This window comes from Mycobacterium sp. 852014-52450_SCH5900713 (assembly GCF_001667075.1).
Lineage (GTDB): Bacteria > Actinomycetota > Actinomycetes > Mycobacteriales > Mycobacteriaceae > Mycobacterium.
Window position 1 is genome coordinate 1 of sequence record NZ_LZIL01000032.1, and the last position, 25,635, is coordinate 25,635.

20 protein-coding genes and 1 pseudogene are annotated in these 25,635 nt (G+C 67.0%); 17 read left to right on the forward strand and 4 right to left on the reverse strand.

Annotated features, from left to right (window positions below; genetic code table 11):
• Window positions 1–86: 86 nt before the first annotated feature.
• Window positions 87–644 (reverse strand): annotated as a pseudogene (locus A5773_RS07120) (hypothetical protein); the annotation flags it as partial.
• A gap of 310 nt (window positions 645–954) precedes the next feature.
• On the opposite strand from A5773_RS07120, the gene arc reads away from it, so the two are divergent.
• Window positions 955–2,781 carry a proteasome ATPase gene (gene arc / locus A5773_RS07125; RefSeq protein ID WP_066949164.1) on the forward strand — a complete coding sequence of 609 codons (1,827 nt, stop codon included), beginning with the start codon at window positions 955–957 and terminating at the stop codon, window positions 2,779–2,781.
• Between the two features lie 30 nt (window positions 2,782–2,811).
• On the opposite strand, the gene A5773_RS07130 is transcribed toward arc, so the two are convergent.
• Window positions 2,812–3,453, reverse strand: a complete 642-nt coding sequence (locus tag A5773_RS07130) for a hypothetical protein (protein ID WP_066949089.1) — start codon at window positions 3,451–3,453, stop codon at window positions 2,812–2,814.
• 9 nt (window positions 3,454–3,462) lie between these two features.
• Window positions 3,463–4,647, reverse strand: coding sequence for a hypothetical protein (locus A5773_RS07135; protein ID WP_067790327.1), 1,185 nt, complete (start codon window positions 4,645–4,647; stop codon window positions 3,463–3,465).
• Between the two features lie 88 nt (window positions 4,648–4,735).
• On the opposite strand from A5773_RS07135, the gene dop reads away from it, so the two are divergent.
• From dop to A5773_RS07190, 11 genes are all read left to right on the forward strand, one after another.
• Window positions 4,736–6,244: a pup deamidase/depupylase gene (dop, locus tag A5773_RS07140; protein ID WP_066949085.1), complete on the forward strand. Its 1,509-nt coding sequence runs from the start codon at window positions 4,736–4,738 to the stop codon at window positions 6,242–6,244.
• Window positions 6,245–6,361: 117 nt separating this feature from the next.
• The gene (locus A5773_RS07145) at window positions 6,362–6,556 is read left to right on the forward strand and encodes a ubiquitin-like protein Pup (protein ID WP_007170369.1); all 195 of its coding nucleotides are present in this window, start codon (window positions 6,362–6,364) and stop codon (window positions 6,554–6,556) included.
• The gene (prcB, locus tag A5773_RS07150; protein WP_066949083.1) at window positions 6,553–7,428 is read left to right on the forward strand and encodes a proteasome subunit beta; all 876 of its coding nucleotides are present in this window, start codon (window positions 6,553–6,555) and stop codon (window positions 7,426–7,428) included. Before A5773_RS07145 ends, prcB begins: the two co-directional genes overlap by 4 nt.
• Window positions 7,425–8,195 carry a proteasome subunit alpha gene (prcA, locus tag A5773_RS07155; RefSeq protein WP_066949081.1) on the forward strand — a complete coding sequence of 257 codons (771 nt, stop codon included), beginning with the start codon at window positions 7,425–7,427 and terminating at the stop codon, window positions 8,193–8,195. The genes prcB and prcA overlap by 4 nt, the downstream gene beginning before the upstream one ends.
• 188 nt (window positions 8,196–8,383) lie before the next feature.
• On the forward strand, window positions 8,384–9,742 hold the full coding sequence (pafA, locus tag A5773_RS07160) for a Pup--protein ligase (protein ID WP_156622714.1): 1,359 nt from the start codon (window positions 8,384–8,386) through the stop codon (window positions 9,740–9,742).
• 205 nt (window positions 9,743–9,947) lie between these two features.
• Entirely contained in the window at window positions 9,948–10,943 is a 996-nt protein-coding gene (locus tag A5773_RS07165; protein ID WP_066949162.1) for a YafY family protein, read from the forward strand.
• Window positions 10,940–11,911, forward strand: coding sequence for a YafY family protein (locus A5773_RS07170; RefSeq protein ID WP_066949075.1), 972 nt, complete (start codon window positions 10,940–10,942; stop codon window positions 11,909–11,911). The genes A5773_RS07165 and A5773_RS07170 overlap by 4 nt, the downstream gene beginning before the upstream one ends.
• 72 nt (window positions 11,912–11,983) lie before the next feature.
• Window positions 11,984–12,277 (forward strand): Sec-independent protein translocase subunit TatA, encoded by a 294-nt coding sequence (gene tatA, locus A5773_RS07175; protein ID WP_066949072.1) that lies wholly within the window; start codon window positions 11,984–11,986, stop codon window positions 12,275–12,277.
• A 45-nt stretch (window positions 12,278–12,322) separates the two neighbouring features.
• The gene (tatC, locus tag A5773_RS07180; protein ID WP_156659271.1) at window positions 12,323–13,288 is read left to right on the forward strand and encodes a twin-arginine translocase subunit TatC; all 966 of its coding nucleotides are present in this window, start codon (window positions 12,323–12,325) and stop codon (window positions 13,286–13,288) included.
• A gap of 19 nt (window positions 13,289–13,307) precedes the next feature.
• A complete protein-coding gene (locus tag A5773_RS07185; RefSeq protein WP_066949061.1) occupies window positions 13,308–16,079 on the forward strand; it encodes an RNA helicase in 2,772 nt (923 codons plus the stop codon).
• Window positions 16,080–16,158: 79 nt separating this feature from the next.
• Entirely contained in the window at window positions 16,159–16,914 is a 756-nt protein-coding gene (locus A5773_RS07190) for a DUF4333 domain-containing protein (protein WP_067790330.1), read from the forward strand.
• A 4-nt stretch (window positions 16,915–16,918) separates the two neighbouring features.
• Here A5773_RS07190 and A5773_RS07195 read toward each other — a convergent pair whose 3' ends face one another.
• Window positions 16,919–17,875, reverse strand: a complete 957-nt coding sequence (locus A5773_RS07195) for a 5'-3' exonuclease (RefSeq protein ID WP_067790333.1) — start codon at window positions 17,873–17,875, stop codon at window positions 16,919–16,921.
• A gap of 101 nt (window positions 17,876–17,976) precedes the next feature.
• On the opposite strand from A5773_RS07195, the gene A5773_RS07200 reads away from it, so the two are divergent.
• The 5 genes from A5773_RS07200 (at window position 17,977) to A5773_RS25470 (ending at window position 25,624) form a co-directional block, all read left to right on the forward strand.
• The gene (locus A5773_RS07200; RefSeq protein WP_067790336.1) at window positions 17,977–19,104 is read left to right on the forward strand and encodes a Xaa-Pro peptidase family protein; all 1,128 of its coding nucleotides are present in this window, start codon (window positions 17,977–17,979) and stop codon (window positions 19,102–19,104) included.
• A gap of 35 nt (window positions 19,105–19,139) precedes the next feature.
• Entirely contained in the window at window positions 19,140–21,395 is a 2,256-nt protein-coding gene (locus A5773_RS07205; protein WP_067790339.1) for an alpha/beta hydrolase-fold protein, read from the forward strand.
• Between the two features lie 89 nt (window positions 21,396–21,484).
• Window positions 21,485–24,664, forward strand: coding sequence for a TNT domain-containing protein (locus tag A5773_RS26695; RefSeq protein WP_082948132.1), 3,180 nt, complete (start codon window positions 21,485–21,487; stop codon window positions 24,662–24,664).
• Complete coding sequence (locus A5773_RS25465) at window positions 24,664–25,179, forward strand: TNT antitoxin family protein (protein ID WP_082948133.1); 516 nt, start codon at window positions 24,664–24,666, stop codon at window positions 25,177–25,179. Before A5773_RS26695 ends, A5773_RS25465 begins: the two co-directional genes overlap by 1 nt.
• A 151-nt stretch (window positions 25,180–25,330) precedes the next feature.
• Complete coding sequence (locus A5773_RS25470; protein WP_082948134.1) at window positions 25,331–25,624, forward strand: hypothetical protein; 294 nt, start codon at window positions 25,331–25,333, stop codon at window positions 25,622–25,624.
• Window positions 25,625–25,635 lie beyond the last annotated feature (11 nt).

Sequence of the window (25,635 nt, forward strand, 5' to 3'; positions counted from 1 at the left end):
CCCCCCCCCCTCTTTTTTTTTACATGCACAATCCGCCTTCCGCGATGCAGCGTAGTCTCGTGGGCTGGGAGATGTGTATAAGCCACAGGCACCGGAGGCGGCGCCGGTGCCGGGCTGGGGGGCGGGGTCACCGCCGGCGACTTGCCCATCGCCAACAGCATTTCGCCGGTTCGCCGGGACAACTGCCAACCCCCTTGGAAGGGCGTGAATTCCATGGGGAAGTGAAAGCTGGCGTTTGCCGGCTGGGCGGTGTTGACGTCGATGGTCGCCACCACGTCGGCGGGGGTCTTGTCCGACCAGGCGATGTCGTGCGCGACGAAGTTCATGGGTAGGTAGCCGTTGTCGCGCAACGCGTTGGAAAACTTGCCCAGGGTGTCCGCGCTTTCGGGGGTCGCGCCTTCGACCAGACCCACCTTGTTGATACCGGATACGTTCGGGTCGACGAGCCGGGTCAAGATGTCGGTAAGGGCTTCAGGCGTCGGCAGCGGGGTAGTCGGAAAACTAGCGACCGTGCTCGACGTGGCTGGGGCCGCCGCGGGCACGGAGGAGGCAATTCGGGGTTGCTGATGCGACGAACATCCCGAGAGTCCGACCGCCGCCAGGATGGTGGCGGCGCTCAACGTTGCGGACAGGTGTCGGTGCATCCCGTCGATCAGGCCGGCTGCGGGGTCGGGACGCTGTGCGGAGGGGGCACCCGGCGCGCGGTCGGGCCAACGGGTGCAACTGAACTCACACCCGCGCTCGCCGCGCCGACGTCGGCTGAGCCGACTAGGCCGGTGGCGAGGCTTTTTGCGGTCACAGCGGCCCTTTCGATCAGCGAGATTAGTGGCCGAGATTACCAGCGAGACGAAAATCTTAACTTTTCGTGGGTATTTGACTCCGCACATCATTGGTCAATCGCCGGTAGCTTTGAAGTATCCACCGCGCCAATTCGGTGTGGGAAAGGAGCGCAACATGGGTGGCTCAGAGCGTTCTGAATCATTCGGTACCCCCCGTGAGTCAGGCATGTCCCCCGGCGATGCTGCCGAATTGGAAGAATTACGCCGCGAGGCAGCGCTGCTGCGCGAGCAACTCGAGCATGCGGCCGGGCAAGGCGGCGCCCGCTCCGCGCGCGATGTGCATCAACTGGAAGCCCGCATCGACTCGCTTGCGGCCCGCAACTCGAAGTTGATGGAGACGCTCAAAGAGGCGCGCCAGCAACTACTGGCGTTGCGGGAGGAAGTCGATCGGCTCGGGCAGCCGCCGAGTGGTTACGGCGTATTGTTGGGCGCGCACGAGGACGACACCGTCGATGTGTTCACCTCGGGCCGCAAGATGCGCCTGACCTGCTCGCCGAACATCGAGGTCGCGTCGCTGCGCAAGGGCCAGACGGTTCGCCTCAACGAGGCGCTGACGGTCGTCGAGGCCGGCACCTACGAATCGGTCGGCGAGATCTCCACGTTGCGTGAGCTGTTGGCCGACGGGCACCGCGCGTTGGTCGTCGGTCACGCCGACGAGGAGCGCATCGTCTGGCTGGCGGAGCCGCTGGTGGCCGAGGACCTGCCGGAGGGACACCCCGACGCCCTCAACGACGACACCAGGCCGCGCAAGCTGCGGCCGGGCGACTCGTTGCTGGTCGACACCAAGGCGGGCTACGCGTTCGAGCGCATCCCCAAGGCCGAGGTCGAAGACCTGGTGCTGGAAGAGGTGCCCGACGTCAGCTACCAGGACATCGGTGGCCTGACTCGCCAGATCGAGCAGATCCGCGATGCGGTGGAGCTGCCCTTCCTGCACAAGGAGCTGTACCGGGAGTACGCGCTGCGCCCGCCCAAGGGTGTGTTGCTGTACGGCCCGCCCGGCTGTGGGAAGACGTTGATCGCCAAGGCGGTGGCGAACTCGCTGGCGAAGAAGATGGCCGAGGTGCGTGGGGACGACGCGCGCGAGGCGAAGTCCTACTTCCTCAACATCAAGGGCCCGGAGCTGCTGAACAAGTTCGTCGGCGAGACCGAGCGGCACATCCGGCTGATCTTCCAGCGGGCCCGCGAGAAGGCGTCCGAGGGAACACCGGTGATCGTGTTCTTCGACGAGATGGACTCGATATTCCGCACCCGCGGCACCGGCGTCTCCTCCGATGTCGAGACCACCGTGGTCCCGCAGCTGCTGAGTGAGATCGACGGGGTGGAGGGGCTCGAGAACGTCATCGTGATCGGCGCCTCCAACCGTGAGGACATGATCGACCCCGCGATCCTGCGGCCCGGCCGTCTGGACGTGAAGATCAAGATCGAGCGGCCCGATGCCGAAGCGGCGCAAGACATCTTCTCGAAGTACCTGGTCGAGACGCTGCCGGTGCATGCCGACGATCTCGCCGAGTTCGGGGGCGACCGTTCGGCCTGCATCCGGGCGATGATCGAAAAGGTCGTCGAGCGGATGTACGCCGAGATCGACGACAACCGGTTCCTGGAGGTCACCTACGCCAACGGTGACAAGGAAGTCATGTACTTCAAGGACTTCAACTCCGGAGCCATGATCCAGAACGTCGTCGACCGGGCGAAGAAGAACGCGATCAAGTCGGTGCTGGAAACCGGGCAACCGGGTCTGCGCATCCAGCATCTGCTCGACTCGATCGTGGACGAGTTCGCCGAGAACGAGGACCTGCCCAACACCACCAACCCCGATGACTGGGCACGGATTTCGGGTAAGAAGGGCGAGCGGATCGTCTACATCCGCACGCTGGTCACCGGCAAGAGCTCGAGCGCATCGCGGGCCATCGACACCGAATCCAACCTCGGCCAATACCTGTAAGGCGGCGCGCCGGCGCGGTGCGGTTCAGCGTCAGTCGGTCACCAACGAGTAGCTGTTGGTCAGATTGTCCTGCAGCACTTGGGCCGCCCGGGTCCGGGTGTCCACGCGCAGCTCGTCGGTGAGGACACGGGGCTGGTAGGTCCACCCCGCCGGCAGGTCGAGCCGGTCGGCGAGTCGCGGCAAATCGGCTTGCGACAGGTTGGGGTCGGCGACTTGGCTCAGGGTCTGCATCACCCAGTGCTGTCCCTGGGGGTCGATGAGTTCGTAGATCTGTTGTCCGGCGTTGAAGACGAAGACGGTGTGGCGATTGACCTTGTTGGGGACATAGGGCGCGGGATTCATCGAGGACAACAGGACCGTCGCCTGCTGGATCATCTCGATGCCGCCGAAGGTCTTGGTCACCTGCGGACCTTGGGCTTGTTTCTCGATGGCGTTCATCAGCCAGTACCGCGGACCGTTGAGCAGCGCTGCGGCCACGCCGTTTTCGGCGGCGATGGCGTGCGGGTCGAGCGCGGACCACAGTTCGGCGGGGCAGTCGTTGAGCGGAAAGCTGTTGTAGACCGTTGCCTGCGGGCCGGCCTCGCCGGAAGTTACCAGTAGCACTTCGCCGTAGCGTTTTCCGGCCAGGTCGAGCGAGTGTTTACCGACGTGGTCGGATTCGGGGGCGGACACACGGTGAAGTTAGTCACTACCGTCGGTGCCGTCAACAGCAAGCGCGGACGGCGCGACCGCGCCGCGGTAGCGGTTGCGGGCCGCCAGGGCGGTGTGTAGATCGTCGATCAGCGGGTCGAGGAACATCCCCCGATACTCGGCGTCGTCGACCGCGCGGGCGCTGATGTACATGAACGTCAGCGCGCCCAGGAACAGGCACATGTGGATCAGCGAATCTGGCGCCGGGAACGTGAAGCCGAATACCGTCGAGGTGGTGGCCGTGTTGTGCGCCCATTCCTTGAGTAGTGGTGGCGTCAAGATAATCAGGCCCAGCACCAGATACATCGTCGCGCCGACGGCGGCCACCACCAGGATCTCGATGAGTTGTGAGGTCGCAAGCAGGAACACCACGTTGAGGCGTTCTGCGCGTTTCAGGGGGGTGCCGGCCGCGGGGTCATGCATCGTCGCAAACGGTGTGCCGTCGAGGTTCTCACTACCTTGGGGCAGCGACGCCGTCGACTTCAACAGGGGTCGCACTCGTTCCACGGTCTTGGACACGACGAAGGTCCCCGCAATGCCGAGCAGGAAAACGATTGCCAGCGAAAGTCTTTCGCCGTTGATGTTCGCCGCCATCAGCCAGACGTAGGTGTTGAAGAACACCAACGCGGTCAGCAGCACGATGGGCAGGGCGCGGACCGCCAGCGTGCCAACCGTGGACAGGTGCTCCATCGTCATGCGCACCGCCCACGCGAACACCGACCCAACGCCGCTGCCGGTCAGCACCAACACCAGGACCAGGATGACGGCGTGCCGGGTCAACTGCATGGGGCCGGATTCGATGACACCGCACGCGATCGCGAGGCCCAGTGCCACGGTCGCGACGGTCGCGCGGTTGCGCCCGCTCGACGTCCGCGATACCAGCCAACCGGCCAGGGCGGCCAGCGGGAGAGCGACCGCGAGCAGCGCCAGAATCACCCACTGGTGAGTCGTCGGCGTTCCGCTGATGAAGACCTCTTTGCCGTCGCTGACGAAATAGACGCCCAGCAGGCAGACCTCCACCGCCGCCCAGGCCGCCAGCGCGGGAGCGCACCGCGGCCACAGCCGCCGCCACCGGCCGCGCCGGGTCAGCACCGACGGCAACCCACGCTCTAAGAACCACTGTTCAGCCGCGGCCGCCTGCCTGCGGTCCGGCGTGCGGCGCGGAGTTGGGTCCACATCCGGTCACCCTAGTGGCGCGGCAACCTCGTGCCGGGCGTTTTCCCCCTGCGCGAGGACGGATCGTCGCCCGGCCTACGCTGAACGCATGCAACGGATTATCGGGACGGAGGTCGAGTACGGCATTTCGTCGCCGTCCGACCCGACCGCCAACCCGATCCTCACCTCGACCCAAGCGGTGTTGGCCTATGCGGCCGCCGCCGGCATTCAACGCGCCAAGCGCACCCGATGGGACTACGAGGTGGAATCGCCACTGCGCGACGCCCGCGGTTTCGACCTGAGCCGCTCGGCGGGTCCGCCCCCGGTGGTCGACGCCGACGAGGTCGGCGCCGCCAACATGATCCTGACCAACGGGGCGCGGCTCTACGTCGACCACGCCCATCCCGAGTACTCGGCGCCCGAGTGCACCGACCCGCTCGACGCGGTCGTCTGGGACAAGGCCGGCGAGCGGGTGATGGAGGCCGCCGCCCGGCACGTCGCCAGCGTGCCCGGGGCCGCCAAGCTGCAGCTCTACAAGAACAATGTGGACGGCAAAGGCGCCTCCTACGGCGCGCACGAAAACTACCTGATGTCGCGGCAGACGCCGTTTTCGTCGATCATCGCCGGACTGACCCCCTTTCTGGTGTCCCGGCAGGTGGTGACCGGCTCCGGCCGGGTCGGCATCGGGCCGTCCGGTGACGAGCCCGGCTTCCAGCTGTCGCAGCGCTCCGATTACATCGAGGTCGAGGTCGGCCTCGAAACCACGCTCAAGCGGGGCATCATCAACACCCGCGACGAACCGCACGCCGACGCCGACCGGTACCGCAGGTTGCACGTCATCATCGGCGACGCCAACCTGGCCGAGACGTCGACCTATCTGAAGCTGGGCACCACGGCGCTGGTGCTGGACCTGATCGAAGTCGGCCCGGAGCACGGGATCGACCTGAGCGACTTGGTGCTGGCCAGGCCGGTGCACGCGGTCCACGCGATCAGCCGCGATCCGTCCCTGCGGGCCGTCGTGGCGCTGGCCGACGGTCGCGAATTGACGGCCCTTGCGTTGCAACGGATTTACCTGGACCGGGTGGCGAAGCTGGTCGACAGCCGCGACCCCGACCCCCGCGCCGCCGACATCGTCCAGACCTGGGCCCAGGTGCTCGACCAACTCGAGCGGGACCCGATGGAATGCGCCGAGGTGCTCGACTGGCCGGCCAAGCTGCGGCTGCTGGAGGGCTTCCGGCAGCGGGAGAATCTCAGCTGGTCGGCGCCGCGGCTACACCTGGTCGATCTGCAGTATTCCGATGTCCGGCTGGACAAGGGCCTGTACAACCGGCTCGTCGCGCGTGGCTCGATGAAGCGTCTGGTCACCGAACACCAGGTGCTGGAGGCCGTGGACAACCCGCCGACGGACACGCGCGCGTACTTCCGGGGTGAATGCCTGCGCAGGTTCGGCGCCGACATCGCCGCGGCCAGTTGGGACTCGGTGATCTTCGACCTGGGTGGCGACTCGCTGGTTCGGATTCCGACGCTTGAGCCGCTGCGCGGCAGTAAGGCGCACGTCGGAGCACTGCTGGATTCGGTGGATAGCGCCGCCGAACTGGTGGAACAACTCACCAGCTGAGCCGGTTAAACCGGGGAACGTCGGGGTTGACCGGTAGGGTAGAGATACCAGCGGGGCAGTGTGGCTGACGAACCAAGCAAGCCGCTGAACAAGTTCACATGAAGCAGGAGGCCGGCGATGGCTCAGGAGCAGACCAAGCGTGGCGGTGGTGGTGGCGACGACGACGATTTCGCCGACAGCACGGCCGCGGGCCAGGAGCGCCGCGAGAAGCTAGCCGAGGACACCGACGATCTGCTCGACGAGATCGATGACGTCCTCGAAGAGAACGCTGAAGACTTCGTCCGGGCATACGTCCAAAAGGGCGGACAGTGACCTGGCCCTTCTCTGACCGTCTCTCCGCTAACTCCCCCCTCCCGGCAAATCCCGCCGTAGACCTGTCGTCGTTTGCTGACTTCCTGCGCCGTCAAGCGCCGGAGCTGCTGCCGGCGACTCTCGGCGGCGCGCAAGCCGGCGGGGCCGGCTCGCAGCTGCCGCACGGCACGACCATCGTGGCCCTGAAATATCCCGGTGGCGTTGTCATCGCCGGCGACCGTCGCTCTACCCAGGGCAACATGATCGCCGGGCGTGACGTGAAAAAGGTATACGTCACCGACGACTACACCGCCACGGGCATCGCGGGCACCGCGGCCATCGCCGTCGAGTTCGCCCGCCTCTACGCGGTGGAACTCGAGCACTACGAGAAGCTCGAAGGTGTGCCGCTCACGTTCGCCGGCAAGGTGAACCGGCTCGCGATCATGGTGCGCGGAAACCTGGCCGCCGCGATGCAGGGACTGGTGGCGCTGCCGCTGCTGGCGGGCTACGACATCCACGCGGCCGACCCCGAGGGAGCCGGCCGGATCGTCTCGTTCGACGCCGCCGGCGGCTGGAACGTGGAAGAAGAGGGCTACCAGTCGGTGGGGTCGGGGTCGATCTTCGCCAAGTCGTCGATCAAGAAGTTGTACTCGCGCGTCGTCGACGCCGATTCCGCGGTGCGGGTGGCCGTCGAGGCGCTGTACGACGCCGCCGATGACGATTCCGCCACCGGCGGACCCGACTTGGTGCGCGGTATTTACCCGACGGCGGTCACCATCGGTGCCGAAGGGGCGGCCGAGGTGCCCGAGCGGCGGATCGCCGAGCTGGCCCGCGAAGTTATCGAAAGTCGCTCGCGCGCCGATACTTTCGGCCCCGATGGCGGTGAGAAGTGAGCTTTCCTTATTTCATATCGCCCGAGCAGGCGATGCGCGAGCGCAGCGAGCTCGCACGCAAAGGCATCGCGCGCGGCAAGAGCGTGGTCGCGCTGGTCTACGCCGGTGGTGTGCTGTTTGTGGCGGAGAACCCGTCGCGGTCCCTGCAGAAGATCAGCGAGCTCTACGATCGCGTGGGCTTCGCAGCCGCGGGCAAGTTCAACGAGTTCGATAATCTGCGGCGCGGCGGAATCCAGTTCGCCGACACCCGGGGCTACGCGTACGACCGCCGCGACGTCACCGGCCGCCAGCTGGCCAACGTCTACGCCCAGACTTTGGGCACCATCTTCACCGAGCAGGCCAAGCCGTACGAGGTGGAGTTGTGCGTCGCCGAGGTGGCGCACTACGGCGAGACGAAACCGCCTGAGTTGTACCGCATCACCTACGACGGGTCGATCGCCGATGAGCCGCATTTCGTGGTGATGGGCGGTACGACGGAGCCGATCACCACCGCGCTCAAGGAGTCCTACGCCGAGAACGCCGACCTGCGCGACGCGACGCAGATCGCTGTGAAGGCGTTGCGGGCCGGCAGTGCCGACGGTTCCAACGGGGATCTTTCTCCGGATGTGGGCAGCCTGGAGGTTGCCATCCTGGACGTCAGCCGGCCGCGGCGGGCGTTCCGGCGGATCAACCGGGCCGCCCTGGAAAACCTGTTGCACGAGGGAGATTCGAAGCAGCCGGAAAGCAACGGCGAAGCGCCGGATTCCAACGGCGACTCCGCGGGCTGAATCGGGCGTGTCCGCGCGTGTTCGCTATCGGCAGAACACCGAGCGCACGGGTGCGGTTCTGGGACCGCTGGTACCCAGGGTGCTGGTGAGCCGTCGCCGGAGGCGCTAGCGGGCCGCGGGAAAGTCGTCGGGACCCGTAGGCGCGGCTTCCGCGCCCTCCCGGTCGGACAACCAGTACCCTCGATTACGTGCAGCGACGAATTATGGGCATCGAGACCGAGTTCGGTGTCACCTGCACCTTCCACGGCCATCGCCGCCTGTCCCCGGACGAGGTCGCCCGTTATCTCTTCCGGCGCGTCGTGTCCTGGGGGCGCAGCTCCAACGTTTTCCTCCGCAACGGTGCCCGCCTGTATCTCGACGTGGGCAGCCACCCCGAGTACGCGACGGCCGAGTGCGACAGCCTGGTACAGCTGGTCACCCACGACCGGGCCGGCGAATGGGTGCTGGAAGACCTGCTCATCGACGCCGAACAGCGGCTCGCCGACGAGGGCATCGGCGGCGACATCTACCTGTTCAAGAACAACACCGATTCGGCGGGCAACTCCTACGGCTGCCACGAGAACTACCTGATCGTGCGGGCCGGCGAGTTCTCCCGGATCTCCGATGTGTTGCTGCCGTTCCTGGTCACCCGCCAGCTGATCTGCGGGGCCGGCAAGGTGCTGCAAACCCCCAAGGCGGCGACGTTCTGCCTTTCCCAACGTGCCGAGCACATCTGGGAGGGTGTCTCCTCGGCCACCACCCGCAGCCGTCCGATCATCAACACCCGCGACGAGCCGCACGCCGACGCCGAGAAGTACCGGCGGTTGCACGTGATCGTCGGCGACTCCAACATGTGCGAGACCACCACCATGCTCAAGGTGGGGACCGCGGCGCTGGTGCTGGAAATGATCGAGGCCGGCGTTCCCTTCCGCGACTTCTCGCTGGACAACCCCATCCGCGCCATCCGGGAGGTCAGCCACGATGTCACCGGCCGCCGGCCGGTGCGGCTGGCCGGCGGGCGTCAGGCCAGCGCGCTGGACATCCAGCGCGAGTACTACACCCGCGCCGTCGAACACCTGCAGACCCGCGAGCCCAACGCCCAGATCGAGCAGGTCGTGGACCTGTGGGGGCGTCAGCTCGACGCTGTCGAGAGCCAGGACTTCGCCAAGGTCGACACCGAAATCGACTGGGTGATCAAGCGCAAGCTGTTCCAGCGCTACCAGGACCGCTACAACATGGAGCTGTCCGACCCCAAGATCGCCCAGCTGGACCTGGCCTATCACGACATCAAGCGCGGGCGCGGCGTGTTCGACCTGCTGCAGCGCAAGGGCCTTGCGGCGCGCGTGACCACCGACGAGGAAATCACGGAGGCGGTCGACCATCCGCCCCAGACCACCCGCGCCCGGCTGCGTGGCGAGTTCATCAGCGCCGCCCAGGCCGCGGGCCGCGACTTCACCGTCGACTGGGTGCACCTCAAGCTCAACGACCAGGCCCAACGCACCGTGCTGTGCAAAGACCCCTTCCGGGCGGTCGACGAGCGGGTCAAGCGGCTGATCGCCAGCATGTAGCTCCACCGCTCACCATTGGTCGCACCAGTCACACCAGTCCCGCCAGGGCGGCCCATGCTCCCGCCGGAAACGTGATAGCGCCGGCGCTATCAAATTCTCGAAGGCTGTGGTGCTCGCCGGCTCGTGACTGGTGTGGCGATTGTTAATGGTGCGACTCGCCAGCCGGTGCAGGCGCGGCGCGAGCGCCAGCTATAACCTGGTGCGAATGGCGACCTCGAAAGTCGAGCGGTTGGTCAATCTCGTCATCGCCCTGCTGTCCACCCGCGGCTACATCAGCGCGGAGAAGATCAGGTCCAGCGTGGCCGGGTACGCGGACAGTCCCAGCGCCGAGGCGTTCTCCCGCATGTTCGAGCGCGACAAGAACGAGCTGCGCGATCTGGGCATACCGCTGGAGGTCGGCAGGGCGTCGGCCCAGGATCCCACCGAGGGCTACCGCATCAACCGCGACGCCTACTCGCTGCCGGCAGTCGAGCTGACTTCGGACGAGGCGGCCGCGGTAGCCGTCGCGACGCAATTGTGGGAGTCGCCCGAGCTGATCACCGCCACCCAGGGCGCGTTGCTCAAGCTGCGTGCTGCCGGGGTGGACGTCGACCCCGACGCGCCGGTGGCCATCGCCTCCCCGGCCGGCGTGCCCGGGCTGCGCGGGTCGGAGGAGGTTCTCGGAGTCCTGTTGTCGGCCATCGATTCCCGGCAGGCGGTGCAGTTCCCGCACCGGCCGTCGCGGGCCGAGCCGTACAGCATGCGCACCGTGGAACCGTGGGGCGTCGTGACCCAGAAGGGTCGCTGGTATCTGGTGGGCCACGACCGCGACCGCGACGCCACTCGCACCTTTCGGCTGTCGCGAATCGGCGCCGAGGTCAGGCCGATCGGCCCACCCGGGGTGGTCGTCGTGCCCGAGGACGTGGACCTGCGCCAGATCGTCGCCCGCACGGTGGCCGAGATCCCGACCGGTGGGCAGGCGCGGGTGTGGGTCGCCGACGGGCGGGCCACCGCGTTGCGGCGCGCCGGGACGTCGACCGGCACGCGGCAGCTGGGCGGCCGCGACGGCGACGTGGTCGAAATCGACATCGGATCCAGCGACCGGTTGGCCCGCGACATCGCCGGCTATGGGGCCGACGCCATAGTGCTCGAGCCGCAGTCCCTGCGCGACGACGTGCTGGCGCGGCTGCGCGCCCACGTGGAGGAGGCGAACCAGCCATGACCCCCATATCCACGCGATTGATCCGGCTGCTCAACATGGTGCCGTATTTCCAGGCCAACCCGCGGGTCACTCGGGCCAAGGCGGCCGCCGACCTCGGGGTATCCGCCAAGCAACTGGAAGAGGACCTCAACCAGCTGTGGATGTGCGGCCTGCCCGGTTACTACCCGGGTGACCTGATCGACTTCCAATTCTCCGGCGACACCATCGAGGTGACGTTCTCCGCGGGCATCGACCGGCCGCTCAAGCTCACCTCACCGGAGGCCACCGGTCTGTTGGTGGCGTTGCGGGCACTCGCCGATATCCCGGGCGTCGTCGACCCGGAGGCGGCACGCAGCGCGATCGCCAAGATCGAGGCCGCGGCCGGCGCCATCGGGCACGACGCCACCGGCTCGGTGGCAGCGGTCGACGAGCCCGCGCCCGCGGAAAGCCGCGCGGCGGCCGCGGTCCGCACGGCCGTCCAGCACAAACGCGCGCTGGCCATCGACTATTACTCCGCGTCGCATGACACCCTTACCAGCCGGATCGTCGACCCCGTCCGGGTACTGCTGATCGGTGGCCACAGCTACCTGGAGGCCTGGTCGCGGGAATCGGACGGTGTGCGGCTGTTCCGCTTCGACCGGATCGTCGATGCCACCGAGTTGGACGAGCCGGCGGCCCCGCCCGAACTGGCGCTGCAGGCCCCGCCGGACACGTCGTTGTTCGACGGAGATCCGTCACTGCCGTCGGCCAAACTGCGGGTCGCGCCCTCGGCGTCGTGGATGTTCGAGTACTACCCGATGCGTGAGGTGCGGGAGTTGCCGGACGGATCCTGCGACGCGGTGATGACCTACGCCTCCGAGGACTGGATGACGCGCCTCGTGCTGGGCTTTGGGTCGGACGTGCGGGTGCTTGAACCGGAATCACTCGCGAGACGTGTCCGGGATGCGGCGGCCGCGGCGTGCGAGTCCTATCAGGCGCTTACCCACTGAGGTCACGGCGCGGGCGCCCCGGGGGACCGTCGCACTGCGGTAGCATCGGGTAGACGTCTGGAGGTAATCAAAGTGGGCAGTCTTAGTCCGTGGCACTGGGCGATCCTCGCCGTGGTGGTGATCCTGCTTTTTGGTGCCAAGAAGCTCCCCGATGCAGCACGTTCGTTGGGCAAGTCGATGCGCATCTTCAAGTCTGAGCTGCGCGAAATGCAGAGCGAGAACAAAGCGGAGTCGTCGGCCCTGGAGACGAACAGCGCGACCAACAGTGCCCCCTCCGCCGCGAACCCCACTCCCGTGCAGTCGCAGCGGGTCGACGCCCCGGCGGCGGCTCCCGAGCAGGGGCACTCCGAAGCTCGCCCGGCGTAGCCGGCCATCGTCGTCGCGGTGCCCGAACGCCACTGAACGAGCGTCGTGAAAGTTTTCAAGGTTTCAGCGCGCACTGCCGGCGTGCTGAGGCGCCTCAATCCGCGTAACAGGCGCAGCCGCACCAATCCCGACGCGACGATGTCGCTCGTCGACCACCTGACGGAGCTGCGCACGCGTCTGCTGCTCTCGCTGGCCGCCATCCTGGTCACCACGATCTTCGGGTTCGTCTGGTACTCGCATTCGATCTTCGGGCTGGAAAGCCTCGGCGAGTGGCTGCGCCATCCGTACTGCTCGCTGCCTCAATCCGCACGCGCGAGCATCAGTGCCGACGGTCAATGCCGGCTGCTGGCCACGGCCCCGTTCGACCAGTTCATGTTGCGGCTCAAGGTCGGGCTGACCGCCGGGGTCGTGCTGGCCTGCCCTGTGTGGTTCTACGAGCTGTGGGCGTTCATCACGCCGGGGCTCTACCAGAAGGAGCGGCGCTTCGCGGTCGGGTTCGTCGTCCCCGCGGCCGTGCTGTTCGTCGCTGGCGCGGTGCTGGCGTACTTCGTGCTGTCCAAGGCGCTGGGCTTCTTGCTGACCGTCGGCAGCGACGTGCAGGTGACCGCGCTGTCCGGGGACCGGTATTTCGGATTCCTGATCAACCTGTTGGTCGTGTTTGGGGTCAGCTTCGAATTTCCGCTGCTGATCGTCATGCTCAACATGACGGGCATGCTGCCCTACGAGCGGCTCAAGTCGTGGCGGCGCGGCCTGATTTTCGCGATGTTCGTGTTCGCGGCCGTCTTCACCCCCGGGTCCGACCCGTTCTCGATGACCGCCCTCGGCGTGGCGCTGTCGGTGCTCCTCGAGTTCGCCATCCAGATCGCCCGCCTGCACGACAGGCGGAAGGCCAAGCGCGAAGCCCAGGCGGTGATCCCGGACGACGAGGCATCGGTCATCGAGCCGCCCGCACCGGTACAGGACCCGGTCTGGGAGCCGTCGTTCACCGGCCAGCATGACGATGTCACCTAACCCGTCGGTGCCACAGGACGTGACGGAGCTCGTCGAGCTGACCCGATTCACCGCGGAACTGCCCTTTGCGCTTGACGGCTTTCAGCAGCGGGCGTGCGCCGCGCTCGAGCGCGGTCACGGCGTGCTGGTCTGCGCGCCGACGGGGGCGGGCAAGACGGTGGTGGGCGAATTCGCCGTGCACCTGGCGCTGGCCGCGGGCGGCAAGTGCTTCTACACCACGCCACTCAAGGCGCTGAGCAATCAGAAGCACACCGACCTGACCGCGCGCTACGGGCGCGACCGGATCGGCCTGCTGACCGGTGACATGTCGGTGAACGCCGACGCTCCCGTGGTGGTGATGACCACTGAGGTGCTGCGCAACATGCTCTACGCCGATTCGCCTGCGCTGCAAGGGCTTTCCTACGTGGTGATGGATGAGGTGCATTTCCTGGCCGACCGGATGCGCGGCCCGGTATGGGAGGAAGTGATCCTGCACCTGCCCGACGAGGTGCGAGTGGTCAGCCTGTCGGCGACGGTGAGCAACGCCGAGGAATTCGGCGGCTGGATCCAGACGGTGCGGGGCGATACGACCGTAGTGGTCGACGAGCATCGGCCGGTGCCGCTGTGGCAACACGTCTTGGTGGGCAAGCGCCTCTTCGACCTGTTCGACTACCGCGGCTCCGAAGCCGGCGGACAGCCGATCGCCGGCCACGAGTCGCGCGTGAGCCCGGACCTGGTGCGCCACATCGCGCATCGCCGGGAGGCGGACCGGATGTCGGACTGGCAGCCGCGCAGGTCGCGGGGCGGGCGCGGTGCGCCTGGCCGGCCGCGGTTCTATCGTCCGCCCGGCCGGGCGGACGTGATCGCGACGCTGGACTCCGAGGGGCTGCTGCCGGCGATCACGTTCGTGTTCTCCCGCGCCGGCTGCGACGCCGCCGTCCAGCAGTGCCTGCGCTCGCCGCTGCGGCTGACCACCGAGGAGGAGCGCGCGCAGATCGCCGAGGTGATCGAGCACCGGTGCGGTGATCTTGCCGACGCCGACCTGGCGGTGCTCGGCTACTACGAGTGGCGCGAGGGGCTGTTGCGCGGTCTGGCGGCCCACCACGCCGGGATGTTGCCTGTTTTCCGGCACACCGTCGAGGAGCTGTTCACCGCCGGGCTGGTCAAGGCGGTCTTCGCTACCGAGACCTTGGCGCTCGGCATCAACATGCCCGCCCGCACGGTGGTGCTCGAACGTCTGGTGAAGTTCAACGGCGAGCAGCACATGCCGCTGACGCCGGGGGAGTACACGCAGCTGACCGGGCGCGCCGGGCGGCGCGGCATCGACGTCGAGGGCCACGCGGTGGTGCTGTGGAATCCCACCGACGAGAACACCGAGCCGGCCGCCGTGGCGGGCCTGGCGTCCACCCGCACCTTCCCGCTGCGCAGCTCGTTCGCCCCGTCGTACAACATGACGATCAACCTCGTGCAACAGATGGGTCCCGAGCAGGCCCATCGGCTGCTGGAGCAGTCGTTCGCCCAGTATCAGGCCGACCGCTCGGTGGTCGGCCTGGTCCGCGGCATCGAGCGCGGCACGGCGATGCTCGGCGAGATCGCCGCCGAGCTCGGCGGGCCGAAGGCGCCGATCCTGGACTATGCCCGGATGCGTGCGCGCATCACCGAGATGGAGCGCGCGCAGTCCCGCGCGTCGCGGCTGCAGCGGCGGCAGGCGGCCAGTGACGCGCTGGCCGCGCTGCGGCGCGGGGACATCATCAACATCACCCACGGCCGGCGCGGCGGGCTGGCGGTGGTATTGGAATCCGCCCGCGACGGCGACGATCCGCGCCCGCTGGTGCTCACCGAAAACCGCTGGGCCGGCCGGATTTCGACGGCCGACTACTCGGGAGCGGCGGCCCCGGTCGGTTCGATGCCGTTGCCCAAGAGGGTCGAGCACCGGCAACCGCGGGTCCGTCGTGACCTGGCGTCCGCGCTGCGGTCGGCGGCCGCCGGGTTGGCCGTTCCGGCGAGGCGGCGCAGCGGTCGCGGCGACGACGACGGCTTCCACGACCCCGAGCTGGCGTCGTTGCGCGAGGAGCTTCGTCGGCACCCGTCGCACAACGAACCCGGCGTGGAGGCCCAGGTCCGGCAGGCCGAGCGCTACCTGCGCATCGAACGCGACAACGCCCAATTGGAGAAAAAGGTTGCCGCCGCGACCAATTCGCTGGCGCGGACGTTCGACCGGATCGTCGGCCTGCTCACCGAGCGTGGCTTCATTCGAGGCCCGGAAACCGATCCCCACGTCACCGACGACGGCCGGCTGCTGGCTCGCATCTACAGCGAGAGCGACCTCCTGGTCGCCGAATGCCTGCGCACCGGCGCGTGGGCCGATCTGAAGCCCGCCGAGCTGGCCGCGGTGGTCTCGGCGGTGCTGTACGAGAGCAGGGGCTCTGAGGGCCCGCGGGCGGCCTTCGCCGCCGAGGCGCCCACCCAGCACGTGCGGCAGGCGCTGCAGCAAACGTCGCGGTTGTCGTATGCGTTGCGCACCGACGAGCAGACACACCGGATCGCACCCAGTCGGGAGCCCGACGACGGTTTCGTCAACGTCATGTATCGCTGGGCCAAGACCGGCGACCTGGCCGCCGCGCTGGCGGCCGTCGACCCGGCCGGCACCGGCTCGCCGCTGCTGGCGGGGGATTTCGTGCGCTGGTGCCGGCAGGTGCTCGATCTGTTGGACCAGATTCGCAACGCCGCCCCGGACCCCGAGCTGCGCGCCACCGCCAAGCGCGCCATCAACGACGTTCGGCGCGGCGTCGTCGCTGTTGACGCCGGGTAGGCTGAGCCGAAGCTACCGTAGATGCGGAAATCACAACGCCGATGATTCGTGCCGAGACACAAGGGGCTGAGGAGAGACGATGAGCGGACCGCAGGGACCGGAACAGCAGTGGCAACCGCCCGGCCAGGGCGATCACTCCTCCGAGCCGACCCAGGTCGGCTCGCCCTGGCAGCAGCAGCCGGGCCAGGAGGCGACCTGGCAGGCCCCGGCTTACACGCCGCCCGCCGATTACCCGCAGTACCAACAGCCGGCCGAGCAGGCCTACCCTCAGCAATACCCGCAGCAGCCCGGATATCAGCAGCCCGGGCAATACGGGCAGCCCGGTCAATATGCGCAGCCCGGCCAGTACGGGCAGCCGGGGCAATACGGCCAGCCGGGTCAGTACCAGCAGCCGGGGCAATACGGTCAGCCGGGACAGTACGGTCAGCCCGGACAATACGGTCAGCCGGGCCAGTACCCGCAGCAGTACCCGCCGTACGAGCAGCAGCCGGCCAAGAAGCGGTCGGTCGGCGTAATCGCCGGCGTGGGCGGGGTGATCGCGTTCCTGCTCATTGCGGTCGTACTGATACTCGGCTTCTGGCAGCCCGGGTTCTTCGTCACCACCAAGCTGGACGTCAACAAGGCGCAGACCGGTGTGCAGCAAGTCCTGTCCGACGAGACCAACGGCTATGGGGCCAAGAACGTCCAGAACGTCAAGTGCAACCACGGCCAGAACCCCACCGTCAAGAAGGGTGCCACCTTCGACTGCGACGTCAGCATTGACGGCGCCCCCAAGCACGTGACGGTGACCTTCCAGGACAACAAGGGCACCTACGAGGTCGGCCGCCCGCAATAGCCGGCTACGTCGGCAGCGCGTCGAGCGCTTTCTGCAACCGGGCTATCGAGGACCCGACGCCCAGTTTGGTCGCCAGCTTCGCCGTGCGTTGCGGGTCGTCGGCCACCAGTGGTAGCGCGTCGGTCGGCGTCGACAAGCTGACGGGCGCGTCGGTGGCCACCCGCACCACCTGCCCCGCGGCCTCGATGTAGTCGGTCGCGCCCAGCAGTTTCGAGCGCAAACCCTTGGCCATCTTCGATTTCGGATCGTAGGCGGCCGCCAGGATTTGTTCCAGCGATCCGTGCTGAGCCAGCAGGGTCGCCGCCGTCTTCTCGCCGACGCCCGGGACGCCCGGCAGGCCGTCGGACGGATCGCCGCGCATCAGCGCGAATTCGGCGTAGGCCGGCCCCGCCCGATCCTCCGGCACACCGTAGTGTTCGGCGACCTCAGGCGGCCCGAACAGGGTGGCTTTGGTCAGCCCGCGGCCCAGGTAGAGCACCCGGACCGGAACGGGATCGTCCGACACCACCTGCAACAGGTCGCGGTCGCCACTGACCACCACCACCGGGTCACGGCGTTCTCGGGCGGCGAGCGTGCCGAGCACATCGTCGGCCTCGAATCCTTCGGCGCCCGCGGTCGGGATCCCGAAGGCGTCCAACAGGTCCATGATCATGTCGATCTGCGGTGTCAGGTCGTCGGGGACCTCCTCGACGTCCGGCTCACCTGCGGGCTCTGGCTGCGCGACACGATGCGCCTTGTAGGAGGGGACGAGGTCCACCCGGAACTGCGGTCGCCAATCCAGGTCCAGGCACACCACCAGCCGACTGGGGCGTTGTTGGTTGATCACCACGGCCATCGAGTCGATGAATCCGCGCACGGCGTTGACGGGCCGGCCATCTGGGGCGGTGATCGAGGACGGCACCCCGAAATACGACCGGAACCACATGCTGGCCCCGTCGAGTAGCAGTAGCGGCGATCGCAAGCGCGGCGAAGCCGGGCGTAGCGGGTCGCCGCTCGTAGCTGAGGCCGCAGGCATGCTGGCTATCCTGCCAGCGCCGACGCCAACCGGTTAGCCTGGCTGCCATGGAATCTCATCGGTTCGGCGCCGGGGTGTATGCCCGCCGGCTGGCGGCGGCGGCCGCGGCGACCGCAGACGCGGGGTTGTCCGGGCTGGTAATCACGCCTGGGTACGACCTGCGTTACCTCGTCGGTTCGCGCGCCCAGACCCACGAGCGTTTCACGGCACTGGTTCTGCCGGCGTCCGGTGACCCGACGGTGGTCGTCCCGCGGCTCGAGCTGGCCTCGCTCAAGGGGTCGGCCATCGCGGAACTGGGGCTGGCGGTGCGGGATTGGGTGGACGGGGACGACCCTTACCAACTGGTCGGAGCGGCGTTCGGCGGCGGTCCCGCGGCCGCAGCCGTCACCGATTCCATGCCGGCCCTGCACCTGCTGCCGCTGGCCGGCGTGCTCGGAGTGCTGCCCGTCCTGGCCACCGACGTGATGCGCACGCTGCGGATGGTCAAGGAGGAAGGCGAAATAGACGCGCTGCGCAAAGCAGGCGCGGCCATCGATCGCGTGCATGCCCGGGTGCCGGAGTTTCTGGTCCCCGGCCGCACCGAGACCGACGTGGCCGCCGACATCGCGGAAGCGATTGTCGCCGAAGGGCATTCAGAGGTATCTTTCATCATCGTTGGCTCCGGACCGCACAGCGCCGACCCGCACCACGGCTACTCGGATCGCGAACTGCAAGTCGGTGACATCGTCGTCGTCGACATCGGCGGGGCGTACGAGCCCGGGTATCACTCCGACTCGACCCGCACCTACAGCATCGGCGAGCCGAAACCCGAGGTGGCGCAGCGCTATTCGGTGCTACAGCGCGCCCAACGCGCGGCCGTCGACGCGGTGCGTCCGGGCGTGACGGCCGAGCAGGTCGACGCGGCCGCACGCGACGTGCTGGCCGACGCCGGGCTTGCGGAGGCTTTTGTGCACCGCACCGGCCACGGCATCGGGCTGTCCGTTCACGAGGAGCCTTACATCGTCGCGGGTAATGACCTGCCGCTGGCCGCGGGCATGGCCTTCTCTATCGAGCCCGGCATTTACTTCCCGGGCCTATGGGGTGCCCGCATCGAGGACATCGTCGTCGTGACCGACGACGGCGGCCTGGCCGTCAACAACCGGCCGCACGACTTGATCGTGGTGCCGGCGGCTTAGCATCCGGGCCTCTGCGGCGCGTACGTTTGGGCTTGATGTCACTTCTCGATTTGACTCTGCTTCCGATTCGCATCGCACGCCACATCGCCGACACACTGGTGCATCCCGCCGCACCGGCACCCGCGCCACCGGGTGAGCTCGTCGCGGTCGGCGGGATGCCCGAGGGGGTGCCGCCGGCGGCCCTACGCCCCGAGCCGCAACTTCCGGTGCCGTCGGGATGGCCGTTCGGCGAGGAGTTTCCGCGGACCTGTGGCACCGGCCGCATGGCCGGCGGTGCCCTCTTTTGGACCGATTTCCTGTACGACGACCACGGGGCGACCGGCCTGCCGATCGGCGACCTGAAAGTGCAGGCGCCGCCGCGCGGCACCTACATCTATCCCGATGGTCCCGCTGCCCGCAACGGCGCCGACATCTTCCGGGTCGCGATCGGGCTCACCGCGACCCACACGTGGTGGCGGATCGACTGGAACACCTTGCTCGACGCGTCGGTTCCCATCGCGCTGTTCACCCTCGACACCGACCCAGCCCGAAACGCGCCCCAGCAGTGGCCCGCCGGGGCCGGGGTGCGCTCGGCCGGAATCGACATGGCCCTGCTGATTTCGGGCAGTGGCGCCGCGCTGATCGACCTGACCACCCAGTCCGCCACGCCCGTACAGCACAGCGTCGACATGGGCTCGCGATCGTTTCTGGCGCAGGTGCCGCGGACCTTGCTGGAGCCGGCCGGCACCTGGACGGTGCGGCTGGCATCGGGGCTGGCCAATGGGTCGGGTGACGCGTTCGTCGACGTGCCCGCCGAGCATGGTGCGCTGCCCGGGCAGCCCAACGTCTACAACGTCGCGTTCCGCACCGACGAACAGGAGCCGCCGCACCTGAACTTCTGGTCGGATTCCGCCCAGGCCGAGGCCTTGACCGGCGGCGACGTGTCGAAGTTCGCCGTTAAGGTGGCGTGGGATCGGCTGGCGGTCGGCGAGACCGCCGCCGAGCCGGTGATCACCGGCCCGTCGACGCGGTGGTACGTGTCCTCGGTCGAGTTGGGCCAGGGTGTCGCCGCGGACGACATCTTGAGCACCAAGCCGCAGTTCCTCGGCCGGGTGCAGCCGTATTCGGTATGCCTGCCCTCGACTTTCAAGCCGGGCCGCACGCTGCCCTTGACCCTGTTGCTGCATTCGCTCGCCCTGGGACAGAGCCAGTTCGCCGCCATCGACCCCCGTTTGCTGCATCAAGTGTGCGAGGGCCGCGACTCGGTGGTGGTCACGCCGCTGGCCCGAGGCCCGTCGACGTGGTATTTCGACACCGGAGAACTCGACGTATGGGAAGTGTGGGCGCGCGTCGCCGAACAACTGGGCACCGATCCCAATCGCACCGTGATCTCGGGCTACTCGATGGGTGGTTATGCGGCCTACAAGTTGGGATTGACTTATCCGCAAGTGTTTTCGCAGGCGGTCGTGCTGGCCGGTCCGCCGGCGTGCGGGGTGCGGCTGCTTCCCGACGTCGACATCCCGGCCGATCTCGACCCGGACTCGCCGTGTGCCCGCGAGGGCGATACCTGGAAGCTGCTGGTGAACGCCCGCTGGCTGCCCTATGTCATCGCGCACGGGCTGGTCGACGAGCTGGTGCCGTTCCCGTCGGCCGCCGAACAGGTGCTCGAACTCGACAGGCTGGGCTACCGGCACCGATTCACCGTGTATCCGCTCGAGGATCACATCGCCTGGGTGTTGCAGGACAAGTTCGAAGACCCGATCGCCCACATGGAAACCGGCTTACGCCAAGCGGATCCGGGACACATCACGTTTGCGTGGCATCCGCAATTGGTGCGCGATGACCTGGGTATCGGGCCGCATCGGGTGTGGTGGCTGTCGGATCTGACGGCGGACCCCGCTGTGACGGCGCGGCGCGGGGCCGTCGCCGAAGTCGACGCACGTTCGTATGCGCGCCCGGACCCCACCCACACCGTTCGGCATCATCGCGGGTTCATCCTGAACTTCGACCCGACCCCGGGTGTGTACAGCGAACTGGACTGGCGGGTGGGCCCGCCGGTCGGTCCGTTGCCGTATCTCACGCTGCGGCTCACCGGCGTAGCCGGGATCACGGTTGATGTCCAGCGGGCCGGACTGGCCGCCTTGCCGGCATCGACGATCACGGTGGCCACCGACACCGCCGCCCGGATCACCCTGCATGGGCTGCCTGGCGGGCTCAGTGTGCAATTTGACGGTCGGCCAGCCGGACCGGCCTTCGCGGTGCCGGCGGGACGGCACCGCATCACGTTGGCCGCACGGGTTGTTGACGAATGAGTTGTGGCTCCGTTGTGAGCGCGGCTAGCTTGGCAAAGCCATCACTGGGTGAATAGCGCCTGCGTGCGGGCTGGACGAGAATTTCGCGCGTGGCTCCGTTAGCGGTGGATCCCGAGGCGTTGTACGCCGCGGGTAGCGCGGTGGCAGCCGCTGGCGACTCTCTGGCGGCGAACCTGTCGATCTTGACGGCCGGCTTTTCGGCCCACACCGGTGTTGACCGAGCCGGCGAGGTGTTCGGCTTGACGTATCAGGAGAAGGCCGAGTCGGTGCTGAAGGCGGCCGCTGCCGCCGTCAACGCCTGCCGGAAAAGCGGGGCCGTCATACAGCAAGGCGCGTCGAACTACTCCCACGTCGACGCGGCGTCGACGCTGGGCGGCGGACGTGGTGCTTTGACGCCACCGTCCCCGCCGGCCGAGCTTGCCGCGCCAGGGCCGCCTGGGACGTGGGGGCCCGGCCAGCCGCCTCCTCCGCTGTGGGCGCTCGTGCAATCGTTTGTCCTCGAGGCATGGCCCGACGGCGACGTGGCGGGTCTGCGTGCGGCTGCATCTCGTTGGCGCGCCTTCGGTGCGGCAGCCACCGGTGTGAAGGGGACCCTCAACGCGTCCAAGATGCTGTTCGACGGCCAACACATTCCTGAAGGCGAGAAGATCGACCACGCGTTGACCGAAATCGGCTCGTCGACAGCGACTATCGGCGACCTGTGCGACGCATTGGCCCGCACCATCGACACGTTCGCGAATAAGGTCGACCACGCCCAAACCGCGATCCGGGATCTGTTGCGTCGCATCGAGTCCCTGGGCGACCTCGGTCACGACGTGATGCTCATCATCGACGGCGACGCGTGGGACGAGATCAAACAGATCGTCAAGGACATCAATGCAGTGCTGCAGCATCTTGGGCAGGAAGCCAGGGCCTGCGAGGACGCGATCAGGTTCGTCATGCAAGAGGCCGATCGCGCGGTCACCACATGCGAGAAGTACGCGCGCCGCGGGCTCGTCCAATTCCTCGGGGACGACGTCGGTAACCCCATCGCGACGATAGCCGACACCTGGATCAATGCCCCGGAGGGCGTCCTCAAAGGTGTGGTCGGCATGGGGTTGGGCCTCGTCGACCTGAGCCCGCATTGGATCGCCGCCGATCCCCAGGGTGCGGCCGCCACGTGGACCGGCTTGGTGAAAAACGCCTGGAAAGAAAGTTTGATCAATGCCGCGGTCAATCCCAACGAATTCGCAGAAGCGAGGCTGCAGGAGCTGAAAGGCCTTGTGCATGCGAAGGATTGGAGTACGGCTCGGCCGGGATTGGCCGCCGGTGAAGTCGCATTCGACGGCTTCACGCTGATCGCCCCAGGCCTCGGCGAGGCAGGTGCAGCGGCCGATGGTGCGGGAGCGGCTGCACGTGGCGCAGGGGAAGAGGCCGAGGCCGCGGGTGGCGCTGCTGGGCGCGCCGGTGGGGAAGGCGCAGCGGGAGCGCGCGCCGCGCTGACTGACATCACCAAGGCCGGCGGCGACGTGACCAAGAACCTCGAAGGCGTTGCGGGTGATCTGCCGGAAATCAAACCGCCCGCTGGTGGTACGCCGGTGGGTCTGCCATCCGGCAAACCGTTTGAGCCGCCGGTCGAGTCGGCGCCACGGCCGCCCGACGTCGCAGCGGGTGCGCCAGGACCAACTGCCGCGCCCGAGCCAACGCCCTCGGATGCTCCGGGACCGGGGACTGGTCCGCATGATCCGGCGGGGGGTGGACCACACGATCCCGCAGTGGCTCCACCAGCAGCACCAGCGCCGGCGGGTGGTGTTCCCGATTCGCCCGGTGAGCCGGCACCCGCTGCGGCGCCAGCGTCAGCTCCTCCGCCTGGCGACCTCCACGAGCCGTTGTTCGCGCCGGCGGAGTCTGCGCCGGCTCCGGCGGCGGGTGGTCCCCACGATCTGCCGCCGATGGAAGCTGCGCCGGCTCAGCCAACGGGCGCGGATAGTTCGCACGAAGGGGTATCGGTACCGGCTGAGGCTCGCGTTCATTCAGCTGATGCTGCGCCTATGGGCGGTCCGCATGAACCAGGATCGGTTCCTGCCGGCGGCCCCCATGACCCGACGTCGGCGCCGCAGAGTCGTCCCCATGAGCCAGTGCCGGCGCCGGTGAGTGATCCGCGGGAACCGGTACCGGCCGGCTCAGCTACGGCCGCCGTACCCGCTGCAGCGGGCGATCGAGTGCCAGCGAACGTGGCGCAACTGGCCGAACATTCACCCGCGCGTGCGCCGGTAGCGCCGTGGGGACCGCCAGTGGAGTCCGCGCCGGTCAGCGCCAGCGCGCCAAGACCCGCGCTTGCTGCCGCCCCCGCGGCTTCTACACCACATTTCAGCGCACCGGCAGGCCGCCCGGTCGAGATGCCAGCGCCGGGTCGCGCATGGCATAGTCCTGGCGACGGGGAGCCGCCAATCGGTGAGCCGCCGCATGACGGAAGACCGAGCGGTCCCGGCGACGGCCATCCGGCCGGCGGTAAGACAGATGGGCAGCCACACGACGGCGGCGGTCGGCGAGGGCATGGCGACGGGGATGCACCTGGTGGCCGCAGAGAAGGGCACCCGCCGGACGGCGAGGGTCCAGCAGGACCGGAGAGTGGAGATTCTCCGGGTGGCGAACGTCAGGACCCCGTACATCCACATGAGCCCGCTGGTGATGGATGGCATCGGTTATCGGACGAGGCGCTTGACCCCAACTACGGAAATCCGCTGGACGACCACTGGGATTTCGGTGACGATCCGGTCGATCCCACGAAGATCGACGATGCCGTCGCCAAGCTGGTTCATGACCCTCGAGCACCATATGGTCGTGATCCAGAAGGGCGCCCGTATACCGAGCAAGAGTATGCAGAACGCTTCAATCAGCTAGGCAAGGACGGACAACATTGGGCTAACTTCCCGCTGAATGACGGCGCGGTTCCGGGAACACGGGTTTCCTATGAAAATCTCAGATCCTTCGTACGCGACTATGGCTCGCTTCTTGATCGGGTCGGCAAGACCAATGGTAAGTACTTAGCCGTGATGGAAGATGGCCTACCAGCTTCATGGCAGGAGCGTGCGCTCCACGTCATGAATCTCCGCGATCCCTACCACAGTTATGCCTTAGGAGAACTCCCGGAAGGCTGGACTATCGAAGTATCGGAGGTGGCGCCCGGAGTCGGTCAACCGGGTGGATCGATCCAAGTCCGAATATTCGATGCTGATGGCAAAGCGCAGATAATTGACAAGCTCAAGGTCCGAGGAGTGCTTAAGTAATGGCAAGCGTCGTCGATCTTTCTCCTGATTTACAACGGTGGGTCCGTGTCGCCGGATTAGACATGCTTCAGGGCAGTCAGACGAATGACGGTCGAACCATTATCTGGAACACCGGTGGGGAGTCACGTTACTTCATCGGAGGTGTCGACGAATGGTTTGTCGTGACTTCATCTGATCGCATGGGACCTGAGGCATTCGAGTTTGCCGGGCGAACAATGGCGACAGTAGAAAAGTATCTCTACGGACTGTTCGGTTTATCTGCCCGAGGTGAAGAATTACCTATCGTAAGAATCCCTTTTCAGCGTAGCCAGTTACGTGCAGGCTATAGCATCGGTAAACAGACATTCGCCGGACGAGAGCGCCACGCGCTGATTGATGACCGGGGTATCTATGTCGCTATCGCAGGAGTAGAGGATCTCGTCGAGCTGTCTCATTACATCGATGCTACGGGAAAGGCGATAGAAGAATCTTTTTTGTCCGCCGACGGCGAACCTCTGTTTGGGCATAGGGATTGATGGTGATAAACGGTATCGATGCTCCATCTTCTGTCAAGCAGGTGAGGCATCGTTCATCAGAGGTCTGATCATAGTTCATCACGGGTTCCTGGTCCCCGGTGCGAGAGGTTGAGACGAAATATTGGTCGTCAGGCGGCACAGCGAGGAAGAAATGGATGCGGACACGCTTAATGCCGCAATTGTAGCGGCCATCAAAGATACGGTTGTACCGCATGTCGACAAAGAAAAAGTGTCGGAAATCTTCGGAGCTGCTGAGGCTGAGCTCATCGCAGCACGAGTTTCTGATTTGGTTCACGAGGCGGCCAGCACGCCTATCGTATGGGGAGATGTGACCTTGCAGGAAGGAGTGAACGAAATTCTCCGTCGATTTCACGACAAGCATCCGGATTTGACTCGGGAGGCGCTGCATGAGATTGGACGTTGCGTCGGATGGAACCTGCGCTGATGCCGTCATTC

Coding starts and splice junctions, on each gene's coding strand:
- A5773_RS07200 (WP_067790336.1), top strand. CDS start 17,977: ATGGAATCTCATCGGTTCGGCGCCGGGGTGTATGCCCGCCGGCTGGCG.
- arc (WP_066949164.1), top strand. CDS start 955: ATGGGTGGCTCAGAGCGTTCTGAATCATTCGGTACCCCCCGTGAGTCA.
- A5773_RS25465 (WP_082948133.1), top strand. CDS start 24,664: ATGGCAAGCGTCGTCGATCTTTCTCCTGATTTACAACGGTGGGTCCGT.
- A5773_RS07145 (WP_007170369.1), top strand. CDS start 6,362: ATGGCTCAGGAGCAGACCAAGCGTGGCGGTGGTGGTGGCGACGACGAC.
- A5773_RS07165 (WP_066949162.1), top strand. CDS start 9,948: ATGGCGACCTCGAAAGTCGAGCGGTTGGTCAATCTCGTCATCGCCCTG.
- A5773_RS07170 (WP_066949075.1), top strand. CDS start 10,940: ATGACCCCCATATCCACGCGATTGATCCGGCTGCTCAACATGGTGCCG.
- dop (WP_066949085.1), top strand. CDS start 4,736: ATGCAACGGATTATCGGGACGGAGGTCGAGTACGGCATTTCGTCGCCG.
- A5773_RS25470 (WP_082948134.1), top strand. CDS start 25,331: ATGGATGCGGACACGCTTAATGCCGCAATTGTAGCGGCCATCAAAGAT.
- A5773_RS07205 (WP_067790339.1), top strand. CDS start 19,140: ATGTCACTTCTCGATTTGACTCTGCTTCCGATTCGCATCGCACGCCAC.
- A5773_RS07190 (WP_067790330.1), top strand. CDS start 16,159: ATGAGCGGACCGCAGGGACCGGAACAGCAGTGGCAACCGCCCGGCCAG.